The sequence below is a fragment of the Aggregatilinea sp. genome (assembly GCF_036822615.1).
Classification (GTDB): Bacteria; Chloroflexota; Anaerolineae; order Aggregatilineales; family Aggregatilineaceae; genus Aggregatilinea.
The window spans coordinates 1-11,316 of record NZ_DAISHJ010000148.1 but is presented as its reverse complement, the minus strand read 5'-3'; the positions used below and the strand labels follow the sequence as shown (position 1 = coordinate 11,316).

Genomic DNA, 11,316 nt, shown 5'->3' with positions numbered 1-11,316 from the left:
GCGCCCGCCGCCGGGCCGAACTACCAGCCCAGCGAGTGCCCCGCGCCCGGCGTCCCTACCCCGCCGCAGCGCCCCGCCAACTTCAACGACACGAGCGCGCTGATCGCGCGGTTCCTGTCGGCAGGCGGATCGCCCACCGTGCTCGAAGCGACGCTGCGCAACTGGGGCGCGATCACCGACCGGGGCGGCATAGTGCAGGCGGACACAGACCTGACCGGCGACGGCACGCTCGAAGTGATCGTCACGGCGTACAATCCCGCCGCGTACAACCCCGAGGCGCTGCTCAACGCGGGCCAGATGTTCGTCTACGGGTGCGATTCGGGCGGCTACCGGCTGCTGTATTCGACGGCCTATAACGCCAGCGTCGCGCTGCCGCAAATGCTGCGCGTGGGCGATATGAACACCGACGTGCGCAACGAGCTGGTTTACCAGACGGAAACGTGCAACGGCGCAAGCTGCTACAAAGAAGCCAAGATCCTCACCTGGAACGCGCTGCTGGGCACGTTTCAGGAGTTGAACAACGGGCAGATCATCGCCATCAACGGGCGGATCGGGATCGCGGACGTGGAGGGCGACGGCGTGCTGGAACTCACCGCGCAGATCAACCCGCCCGGCACGACACAAAGCGGCCCGCCGCACGCCGTGCTCGACACCTGGGACTGGGACGGGACGGAATATGTGCTGGCGCGGCGCGACGATCAGGGCGGGTTGTACCGCATCCACGCGATCTACGCCGCCGACGATCTGGCCCGCGCGGGCAGCACGCGCGACGCGATCTATGCCTACGACGATGTGCGCGAAAACGACGACCTGCTGACGTGGAACGTGTCCGGCGAGTACGAGGCGCTGCGCGCGTACGCGGCCTTCCGCATCGTGATCCTGTACGCGTCGTTGGGCAACGCGCGCGCCGAGGACTGGTTCAACACGCTGCAAGCGGAAAATCCACCGGGCGGCACGGGGAACGGCTTCGCGCAGATGGGCGCGGCGTTCATGGACAATTTCCGTGCGACGGGCGATGCGCACGCGGCGTGCGCACAGGCGATCAGCGCGGGAGCAGCGAATACGCTCAGCGTGATGAACCGCTACGGCACGAATAACCGGACGTATACGCCGACGGATTTATGCCCGTTGTAGTGATAAGTTGCAAGTTATTGTTTTTAGTTCAGAGCAAGAACAAGAGCAAAGAAAAAAGCGGGGACGGGAAGAAAAAACGGGCGAGGAATGCGGTTTAGCAGGTTAATCCGGTTACCGTAGAAACCTCACCCCCGGCCCTTCTCCAATCGGATTGGAGAGGGGAGACAAACCGTCTCCCCGGGTTTTGTAGGGGCGGGTTTTTAACCCGCCCGGCACTTCTACATACCCGAATTCAGGTTACGCAGCGCAGCATTGCCCCGACGAGAGCAAAGATCGGAACACAGCGCGGGAAGTCAGACCGAATAGCGGCCCGCGAAGGCGTTGATCCGCACGCGCAGCAGATCCAGCAGGCCGTGCCACGAGTCCTTGATCGGGTGGACGCGCGTCGTGCCCTGGTGGTGCCACTCGACCGGGATCTCGGCCACCTTCAGCCCCAGCTTGCGTGCGATATACAGCACTTCGAGGTCGAAGCCCGCCGTCACCGCCGCGCCCTGCGCCCGAGACCGCTCGTTGAAGATCTGCATCCGCCCGAAGATATCCGGCACGACCGCGCCCCGGAATGCCTTGAATCCGCACTGCGTATCGTGGTAGGGCAGCCGCAAGATCACCGCGCGCAGCAGCCGGAAGCCGTGCGCCATCACCTTACGCACCAGCGGCGCGCCTTTGCGCCCGCTGCGAGAGCCGATCACGCCGTCGTAGCCCGCGTCGAAACACGGCAGCAGCTTTTCCACTTCGCGCAGGGGCGTGGCCTGATCCATGTCCGCGAACAGCACGATCGTGCCCTGCGCGGCCAGCATCCCGGCGATCACCGTGCCGCCCTTGCCCCGGTGCGGCTCGCGCAAGACGCGGAATCCCTCGTGCGCGTTCACGAACGCTTCGGCCAGATCCGCCGTTTGATCCGGCGAGCCGTCATCGACGATCAACACTTCCCACGAATAGGACTGCCCGGCCAGATAGGTCCACACCGCATCCAGCGCGCCGCGCGTGATGTTATCGACTTCCTTGTAGGCAGGGATCACCACGGACAGGTAAACGGGAGCATCCTGCATACGTTTCTCCTCAACGGGCAATTACTCAACAGCCATGCAGTGCGCCCGCAGGCGCGGCCCCCATTCTCCCCCGATTCGCCCGTCCTTTCAATCCGCAACCTGCGGCGGAGCGGTTAAAGTCCCCGTGGCGGGGCCTGTTTACCGCTCGGCCAGCGTAAAATAAAACGTCGCGCCCTGGTCCACTGCCCCTTCGGCCCAGACCTTTCCATCGTGGCGGTGCACGATGCGCTTGACGGTCGCCAGACCGATGCCGGTGCCCTCGAACTCCGATTCGGAGTGCAGGCGCTGGAACGCGGTGAACAATTTTCCCGAATAGGCGCTGTTGAAGCCCACGCCGTTGTCGCGCACGAAATAGACGCTGCGCCCGTCTTCGTCCTGGCAGCCAAACTCGATGCGGGCCGGATCGCGCATGCGAGTGAACTTCCAGGCGTTCCCGAACAGGTTCTCCAGCAGAATGCCTAACAGGTGCGCATCACCGACCGCCGTCAGATCCGGCTGGATGGTGATCTCGACCTGTCGATGCGTGTTGTCGCGCTGTAAATCGTCCACGATTTCCCACGCGAGATCGCTCAAATTGATCTGATCGTGGCGGATCTCGGCGCGCGTCAGGCGCGACAGCTTGAGCAGATCGTCGATCAGGTGGCTCATGCGCTGGCTGGCCGCCCTGATCCGGCCCAGCAGGAACTGCGCTTCTTCGTCCAGTACATCGTGATAATCTTCGAGCAGCACCTGGCTGAAGCCGTCCAACGCGCGCAGCGGCGTTCGCAGGTCGTGCGACACGCTGTAACTGAACGACTCGATCTCCTGGTTGAGATCCACGAGCTGGGCGGTGCGCTCCTGAACGCGCCTTTCGAGGTCCGCGTTCAGCTCCCGGATGCGGGCCTCGGCCTGTTTGCGCTCGGTGATGTCGTGGTTGACGGCCACCATGCCGATGCGCTCGCCCTTCTCGTCATAGAGCATGGTCTTGGACGCCAGCGCGTAAATCGTCGTGCCGTCCTTGCGCGTGTGGATGACCTCGCCGTGCCAGAAGCCCTGCGACTCAAGCTGCCGGATCACATCGTCGTACTCCCTGCTGGGGTAGCGGGATTGCAGCACATCAAACAGCACCTTGCCCTGCACCTCTTCAGCCGTCCAGCCGTAGATCACTTCGGCGGCGTGATTCCAGCTCTGGATGCGGTATTCCCGATCCACCGACAGGATGGCGTCCCACACGTGCCGGATCAGCAGGCCGTAGTGCTGGAGGCGCTCATCGGCCTGCTTGCGCTCGGTGATTTCTTCCGCGACGATGTTGACACCGATCACCTGCCCGCTGCCGTTTTTGAGCGGCAGAAAGCTCTCTTCCCACGCGCGAGTCACGCCGGGCTGCGCGGGCGTCTTGCCGACCAGCTCCAGGCGCAAGATCGGCTCGCCGGTATCGATCACGCGGCGGATCAGCGGCGCGGCCATGTCCGCGACCTCGGGCACGATCTCGTACACCGTACGGCCCATATGCTGAGCGACGGGGACCCCGTTCATCTCGGCCAGACGCCCGTTGACACGCACGTAACGCAGGTTCGTGTCCAGAAAACACAGGCCGACAGGGGCCGTGTCGTAGATGGCTTCAATTTCGGCAAGCTGCTGTTGAATCAGCGTGCGGCTGTCGCGGGCGGCCTGCTCGGCCAGCTTCTGATCGTGGATGTCGGTCGCGGTGCCGTACCAGCGCACAACGTTGCCCTGGTCGTCCCGCACGGGGAACGCCCGGCTCAACTGCCAGCGATATTCTCCCCCGGCGCGGAGGGCGCGGTGTTCGATCTCGTAGGGCTGCCCGGTTGCGACGGCGCGCTGCCATGCTTCGGCGGTTGGCTGCTCGTCGTCGGGGTGCAAAACCGCCCGCCACTGCCACGTGCCGTCCTCCTGTTTTTCCAGCCCGGCAAACTCGGCATAGCGGCGGTTGTAGTAGTCCACGGTGCCATCGGGCAGCGCGCGCCAGACCAACTGCGGCAGCGATTCGGCCAGCTCGCGGAACAGCTGCCGCTGGGGCGTGGGGGCTTCCTGCTCGTGCTCGTTTTCGGCGGCGTCCGCTTCGCAGCGCAGGACGGCTTTTTCCAGCACGAACGCGAGATCGGTCACTTCGTCCAGGGGACCCATCACCACGTCCTGCGCGCCCGCGCGGATCGCGTTCAGCGCCTTCTCGCGCGCGCCCCGCTCCACCAGCGCGATCACCGGCACATGGCGCGCCCAGGCGATCAGCGCGCGCCAATTTTCGGGCGCACCGCCATCAGTCAGGTCGAGCAGCACGGCATGAAACGACGCGTCGAGCGTGTCGAGCGCGTTGGGACCGGAGCGTGCGGGCAGCACGCGCCACGCGGATCCCGTGGCACGTTCAAGGTGCTGCTGTACGGTTTGCGCAATCGGTGAACTTCGAGTCAGGACAAGAAGGAATAAATTTTGGTCTTCCATTTTGGCCCCCACCAGCCGGGCAAAAATAGCACAGCCAGGAAGGACGCTGTCCGTGGCCGTATATGGATCAAATATAGCAGCGTCGGCGCGCTGTTACACAGCTTTTGAGGTAAAAATTTGTGAAGAAAACGCGAATTCGCAGCGGGCGCTTATTCCAGATTGGCGTGGCGCGCGTACATCTCCGGCTCCTCGACGTTCATCTCGTCCATCAACTGCACCGTGACCAGATCGAGCAGCAAATTCAGCGCGCTCTCGAACAGGGACCCCATCGGCAGCGTGGTGCTGACGCCGCCGCCATCCGCGAGCTTGGGCGAATGGGCCGGGATGCGGATCGTGAGCGCGGCATAGTCACGGACCGGGGACTGGTCGGCAATGGTGAACAGGGCGATGGGCGCGCCCTGCGCCGTGGCAATTTCGGCGTAGCGCACGAGTGACGGCGTGCGTCCCGACCCGGAGCCGATCAGCAGCAAATCGTCCGCACCGATGCCGGGGGTCGTCACGTCATCGACGACGTAAGCATGCAGGCCGAGGTGCATCAGGCGCATACCAAAGCCGCGCATGACCAACCCGGAGCGGCCCTTGCCCGCCAGGAACACGCGCGGCGCGTCCAGGATCATCGCGCGCAGGGTCGCAAGCTGCTCGTCCTGGATCGACCCCAACGCGGCGCGAAGATCGCCCAGCGCGCTGTCTACCAGATCCGCAAAGGTTATCATGAGACATCGATCCTTTCGCGCAGCGCCCGCGCCACCTGCGCGGGATCGTGCGAGCGTGTCACGGCCCCGCCCACGACCACGATCGCCGGGCGGAGGCTCAACAGGTCGTCTATCGTTTGCGGGGTAATGCCGCCCGCCGCCGCGAGGGGCGCTTCGGGCAGGCGATCGCGCAGCGCGCGCAACGCCGCCAGCGGGGAATGGCCCGCGCCCTGCATATCGTAGGCGGTGTGCACGCACAAAACGTCACAGCCCAACGCCAGCAGATCGCGGCCCCGACCCACCGGATCGGCCACCTGAACGAGATCGGCCATGACGCGGCCCCCACCGCGCCGGGCCGCGCGCACCGCCCCGCTGATGGTGGCATCCGCCGCCGCGCCCAGCACCGTCACCCAGGCCGCGCCCGCTTCAAACGCGATGCTCGCTTCTTCGTCGCCCGCGTCCATGATCTTCAGATCGGCCAGGACCGCTTTGCCCGGATACGCGTCACGCGCCCAGCGCACCGCCGCGATCCCCTCGCGGAAGATCAGTGGCGTGCCGATCTCGATCACGTCCACGTAGGGGTGCACGACCGCCAGCACGGATCGCGCCGCATCGAGCGTGCCGTCCAGGGCGAGCTGAAGCCGGACATCAGGCATTGGCGGCGTTCTCTTCCACCTGTGGCATATCGCGCAGGGGGCGGCGCGCAATGATACGCTGCATGTCGCGCACGTGATCCTTGAGCGTCTCGCCGTAGGGCGTCTGCTTGTGGCGGCGGGCCTCCTCCTCCAGCGTGGGGATCACCTTCAGGCCGCCTTCCGCCATACGGTCGAACCAGACACGCGCCTCGGCTTCGTCGTCGCGTTCCTGCGTGATCTTGCCCAGCACATATGCGCCGTAGACCTGCCCCTGCCGGACGAGATCGGGGATATCGATCACGGCGCGCAGCGTACGCTCCGCTTCGCGGCTGTCGCCCGCGAGGTACTGACACAGGCCCAGGTAGTAGCGCGAGCTGCTGCTTTCCTCGAAGCGCAGCGCCTCGCGGATGGCGACCACCGCTTCCGCATAGCGCGCCTGATGCCGCCGCAGCGAACCGAGCGCGCCGTTCACCGAGGCGTAATCGGGCGCGAGGGCCTTCGCCCGCGCTAACAGATCGTCCGCGCGCTGCCACTTATTCAGCTCGATGTATGCCAGCGCAACCATCGCCAGCTTATCGGGGTGACCGCTGCCCGCCGTCGCTTCAGGTTCGAGCTGGCGCACCAGCCCCTTGTAGTCGCCGGTTTGCAGCAGCCGCAGCGCCGGAACGCGCCACGCATAGAGTTTCTTCACCACGCCGCGCCGCCACCAGCGCAGCGCCATCGTGCCCGCCACGAACGCCAGGAACGGCCCCGCGACTCTCATCCCTACGCCGGAGAGATACCAGCCAAATGAACCGATGCCCAGCGCCATCAGCAGCAGATTCGCCACCAGCGTGATCATCCAGGTGCGCGGCGGCTCGACCGGACGGAAGCGCTCCGCCTGAATCAACACGCCCCGCGCCATCCACGCGAAGTAGATCAGCACCAGCAGCAGGATCAGCCCCACCGCTTCGATGCTGCCCGTCGCCGCCAGCCCGATCCCGATGCCCGCCGCGATCAGCAGCGCCGCCTCGAACCACCCGATCTGCCACCGCCCAATGCGGAACTCTGCCATGCGTCGCCCCAATTCTTAAAACGCGCCTCTATATCGCACCTGATCGTACCGGAGAAGCGGGCGAAGGTCCAGAAGCGACCTGAGACAACAAGGAGCAACATGAAGGAAAAAAGGGGAAACACGCCCCAAGATATATGATTTACCTTCCTCAAAACAAGAAGTGCTTTTCTATTTCACACCTCATTTAGAGTTGATTGTAATAAGAACTATAAAGTAGATTATCTGTAGTTGAAGTTCGTCATTCTAGAAAGGTTCGATTTAATGCGGCAAGTTGCTTTAATTCTTTCCATTCTGTTTGTATTCGCAGCTATCCTAATAACCCTACCAACCAGCATTTACGCTCAGAGTGGGCCCTCAAATCCCACAGAACAGCAAATGACAATAGATGCGATAGTGCAGGGGTATTTTCAGCAAACCGCTACTGCACAAGCTCAGCTTGGTGAAGCTGAGCCGAACAGCTTAACCGCGACGGCACAGTTTAACGCCTCGGTTCAAAACAGTTTCAATCAGGCTTTGACCGCTACGGCATCCAATGGTCAAAGTGGCGAGAATACGATTACTGCAAAACTGGCGACCAATCAGAATGCTAACATCCGCGAATGCCCCTCGACCGAATGTCAAGTAGTTGGTTCAATCCGACCAAATGAAGATTTCATGATTTTGCTACAAGAAGGAGAATGGTTCTTAATTCAATGGTCAGAATCCCAGATACTCGGCTACATCTATAGCCCCCTCGTTGTACTACCGCCAGATGCCAATGTTGGCAGCTTACCAACACTGACTCCATCGCCAGCACCTACCAACACTCCCTTACCGCCTATGCCAACACCCGATGCTGCTCTTACGGCAACATATGAAGCTTTAGGGGAGATGGTTCAGCCTAAAGGCAATGGATACTACTTGGTTGGCATCGATATCCTACCGGGAAAGTGGGAATCAACCGGCAAGGGGAGTGGATGTTACTGGGAACGACTTGATCAGTACGGTGAAATCGAGGATAACAGTTATGGAAATGCTGGTGGTACTGTAACCGTTCAGGAATCAGACTATCAGATCCATTTTGATGACTGCGGGACATGGGTATATGTTGAGGGTCGCGAGAAAGTCCTAAGCGCGGATGCAACTGAACCAAAAGGTGATGGGTTTTATACTGTAGGGGTCGAAATTGCACCGGGCCGGTGGCGTTCTCAGGGAAAGGGCAGTAGCTGTTACTGGCAGACTACTGATGAGTACCAAGAAATCAATGCGAATCACTATGGCCAAGCAGGCGGTGCTATCTACATCTACCCGAGTGACTATGAGGTTGAGTTTGAAGACTGCGGGACATGGGAGTATCTCGGCCAGTAGCTAAATCAGAAGAAACTCCAGCCCCTGTAATGACAAATGAAACAAATTTGGCCCATTGCAGGGGCTTTTTTGTCCCCAACCGCGTTCGACTGTAGTTGAGCAAAAGTCTGTCGCGAAAAGGAGTAAGCCCCGCCCCTACGGATCGCGGGGGTCAGCGGATCAGCGAGAAAACGGATCTCTCAGCCGGGCCAGTGCATTACCATCTCAAAACGTACTTTTTAGCGCGCCTGATCGTACCGGAGAAGCGGGCGAAGGTCCAGAAGCGGCGGAATCAAGCAGGCCAACGTTGTAATACGCGGCTTAGCGCATGCAACAGTCAGCGTTACTTTGTTCAAATTAACGGTACTTCTGCCGCCTCCATCGCTAGGACCAAAAACGGCCCGGTGATAGAATGAGGGACAGGTTGGGTTCGCTGCCTCTGGGCAGGTACACAGAAAGAGCACACCACGTGTCAAAGAAAATGCTCGTTTGCTTCATGATCCTTGCGATGCTGCTTCCCACCCTTCCGATCTACGCGCAAAGCGACGACAGTTCTTGTTTCGCCAGCACCGATCTCAAGTTCCTGCAAGATTACGGTTACGCGTTTGCGGATACGGTCGATCAGGCCGGGTTCGACGCCGCGCTGGCCGGGATCGCAGGCGAGACGGACGTGCCCGCCGACATCGACGCGGATGGGCTGACCTTCCTCGAAGCGCTGCTCACCGACGTATATTACGTCAACATCGACGAACTGGGCTACACCTACCCGGCGGATAAAGTGACCGCCGCGCTCGATGGCTGGAACGCGAGCGATCTTCCCGAAGCACGCCAGCAGGAACTCGCCGCCGCCGTGGACGCGGGGCTGCTCGACGCCGCGTGCGCGGGCATCGACCTGCAAGCCGACCTGACCGCCGACGGCGCGAACTACCTCGTCTACAAGACGCTGGTGTTCACCGGCCAGTACAAGCACTACCTGGGCGCGTCCAGCGACGACGACATCTACAACAAGGTGATCTTCGCGTGGAACTCGTTCGACCAGGTGCTCATGCCGGAATTCCAGGAGCCCGCCAACGACCTGATCGTCGAGGGCGTGATCACCGGCTACAACGTCAAGCGCTCGGCGCTCAACGCGCGCTTCGACCCCGACCTGACGCTCGTTTACGGGCACAGCAACATCAACCACGCGATCCAGCTCATCGGCCTGCTGCGCAGCGAGGGCATCGTGGCGAAAGTGCTGCTCGAACCGAAGACCTCCGCGTACCTGTATCTGGCGGAATGGGGCGAACCCACGACCAGCCCTGAATTCCAGGTCGAGCCGCTGGACGATGGCAACGGCATCGCCTACGCGAAGGAATATGACCTGTCGCTCGAATTCGAGAGCAAAGAAGAAATGGACCGCTTCGACAGCGTGATCAAGGCCTACGCGAAGAAGAACGAGCAGGATCAGCCGGGCCTGCTGCTCGGATCGTGGTGGCAGCCGCTCTACAGCGCGCGCGTCGAACTGCCCGACTACATCCAGGTGAAGAACAACGTCGCCATCGGCAGCGAAGTGTACATCCAGTCGTTCTCGCTGGCGGAAAATTCCGAGACGGTCGCGGATGCGTTCGCGCAGGCGTACCCCGACGCCGAGGTCACGACCTGGGATCTGTGGGTCAATCAGGCGTTCTACAACTACCTGATGGGCGAGCCGGGCTAACACGCGACGGCGTCCCGTTTCTCCGAACGACAAAGCCCCTGCCGGAGACCCGGCAAGGGGCTTTTTGCTGCACGGCAGCGTTTAAATGCGGCCCCCCTTCCCCCACGCAAGAGAAAAGCAAGAGCCGGGCGAGTTCGTTACACCCCGGCAGAGCGCGGATCAGGGGCGGGCGAAAAACGCGCGGAACGCGATCAGGCGTCGGCCCAAATCTTGATCGTGCCGTTCATCATCGCCACGGCAAGCTGCCGCCCGTCGGGACTCCACGCGGCGGTGATCGCCTGCCCCGGCAGCACCGCGATCACGTCGCCCGTGGCCGCGTCGGTGATGGTCACGCCCGCGGGACTCTCCACCGCGACGCGCGCGCCATCGGGACGGGCCACCGTGTCGGGCGTGTCCGGCATCGCGCCCGCCACCGCGCCGAGAAATTCACCCGCCGCGTCCCAGGTGCGGATCACGTCGTCCAGGCCGTCGCTGCGGATCGTGCCGTCCGCGTCCCAGGACAGGGCCGTGATCCAGTCCATGTGCTCGTCGCGGGCCGCGAGCGTCTCCCCAGTAGCCGCGTCACGGATGGTCACGCTGCCGTCCCAGGACGCCACGATCGCGCGGCTGCCATCGGGACTGGTCGCCATGCCCGCGGGCGGGCCGAGCGTGATGTCCTCCGCGTGCGTGACGTCGCCGCTGGCGGCATCCCAGGTGATCGCCTGCGCGTCGCGCCCGGTGCTGATCACCGTGCCGCCGTCCGCACCCCACGCGACCGAGGTCGCCACATCCGTATGCCCGTCCAGCACCGCGACCGGATCGCCGGTGGCCGTGTCCCACAGGCGCACCGTGCCATCCTCCTGCGCGCTGGCGATCTGCGATCCGTCGGGGCTGAAGGCCAGCGCGTTGACCCAACTGCCCGTGTCGATCTGGCGCAGCGCGGCCCCGGTCGCCGGATCCCAGAAGCGGATCGTGCCGTCATAGCTGCCGCTGATGATGAGCGACTCGGTGGGATGCCACGCCACCGCGACGGTCAGCCCGGTGTGCCCCTCCAGCGTGAACAACTCCTGCTGCGCGGCGACGTCCCACACGCGCACGGTCATGTCATGGCTGACGCTCGCCAGACGCGATCCGTCCGGGTTGAAGGCGAGGCCGTAGACCGCTTTGGTGTGGCCCTTGAGCAGCCCCAGGTCTGAGAGGTCCGGCGCGTAGAGCCAGATGCCGACCACGCCGCCGACCGCGATGACGTCACCCTGCGGACTCCACGCGGCGCTGCGGACCATGCCGCGGCCCAGCGTGCGGACTTCGGTGT

The 11,316-nt window shown here is 62.9% G+C and carries 9 protein-coding genes; 3 read left to right on the top strand and 6 right to left on the bottom strand.

Annotated elements, in window-relative coordinates; translation table 11 throughout:
- Window positions 1-1,134: hypothetical protein (locus tag V7116_RS23515; protein ID WP_324394432.1), on the top strand; the 1,134-nt coding region annotated here is incomplete at its 5' end.
- Between the two features lie 293 nt (window positions 1,135-1,427).
- Here V7116_RS23515 and V7116_RS23510 read toward each other — a convergent pair.
- The 5 genes from V7116_RS23510 to V7116_RS23490 form a co-directional block, all read right to left on the bottom strand.
- Window positions 1,428-2,183: a glycosyltransferase gene (locus V7116_RS23510; protein WP_324394431.1), complete on the bottom strand. Its 756-nt coding sequence runs from the start codon at window positions 2,181-2,183 to the stop codon at window positions 1,428-1,430.
- Window positions 2,184-2,321: 138 nt separating this feature from the next.
- Window positions 2,322-4,622 (bottom strand): PAS domain-containing protein, encoded by a 2,301-nt coding sequence (locus tag V7116_RS23505; protein ID WP_324394430.1) that lies wholly within the window; start codon window positions 4,620-4,622, stop codon window positions 2,322-2,324.
- Window positions 4,623-4,771: 149 nt separating this feature from the next.
- Entirely contained in the window at window positions 4,772-5,335 is a 564-nt protein-coding gene (gene hxlB, locus V7116_RS23500) for a 6-phospho-3-hexuloisomerase (protein WP_324394429.1), read from the bottom strand.
- Window positions 5,332-5,970, bottom strand: a complete 639-nt coding sequence (gene hxlA, locus V7116_RS23495; protein WP_324394428.1) for a 3-hexulose-6-phosphate synthase — start codon at window positions 5,968-5,970, stop codon at window positions 5,332-5,334. Before hxlA ends, hxlB begins: the two co-directional genes overlap by 4 nt.
- Window positions 5,963-7,003, bottom strand: a complete 1,041-nt coding sequence (locus V7116_RS23490; RefSeq protein ID WP_324394427.1) for a tetratricopeptide repeat protein — start codon at window positions 7,001-7,003, stop codon at window positions 5,963-5,965. The genes hxlA and V7116_RS23490 overlap by 8 nt, the downstream gene beginning before the upstream one ends.
- Window positions 7,004-7,231: 228 nt before the next feature.
- Between V7116_RS23490 and V7116_RS23485 the strand changes: the two genes are divergently transcribed.
- The gene (locus tag V7116_RS23485) at window positions 7,232-8,350 is read left to right on the top strand and encodes an SH3 domain-containing protein (protein WP_324394426.1); all 1,119 of its coding nucleotides are present in this window, start codon (window positions 7,232-7,234) and stop codon (window positions 8,348-8,350) included.
- A 448-nt stretch (window positions 8,351-8,798) separates the two neighbouring features.
- Window positions 8,799-10,025 carry a hypothetical protein gene (locus V7116_RS23480; RefSeq protein ID WP_324394425.1) on the top strand — a complete coding sequence of 409 codons (1,227 nt, stop codon included), beginning with the start codon at window positions 8,799-8,801 and terminating at the stop codon, window positions 10,023-10,025.
- A gap of 191 nt (window positions 10,026-10,216) precedes the next feature.
- Here the strand turns inward: V7116_RS23480 and V7116_RS23475 are convergent.
- Window positions 10,217-11,316, bottom strand: a 1,100-nt coding sequence (locus tag V7116_RS23475; RefSeq protein WP_324394424.1) for a WD40 repeat domain-containing protein, incomplete at its 5' end; no start/stop codon positions are given.

What these genes read in the sequence shown, in the direction of transcription:
- V7116_RS23510 (WP_324394431.1), bottom strand. Translation starts at nt 2,183, where the DNA reads ATGCAGGATGCTCCCGTTTACCTGTCCGTGGTGATCCCTGCCTACAAG.
- V7116_RS23505 (WP_324394430.1), bottom strand. Translation starts at nt 4,622, where the DNA reads ATGGAAGACCAAAATTTATTCCTTCTTGTCCTGACTCGAAGTTCACCG.
- hxlB (WP_324394429.1), bottom strand. Translation starts at nt 5,335, where the DNA reads ATGATAACCTTTGCGGATCTGGTAGACAGCGCGCTGGGCGATCTTCGC.
- hxlA (WP_324394428.1), bottom strand. Translation starts at nt 5,970, where the DNA reads ATGCCTGATGTCCGGCTTCAGCTCGCCCTGGACGGCACGCTCGATGCG.
- V7116_RS23490 (WP_324394427.1), bottom strand. Translation starts at nt 7,003, where the DNA reads ATGGCAGAGTTCCGCATTGGGCGGTGGCAGATCGGGTGGTTCGAGGCG.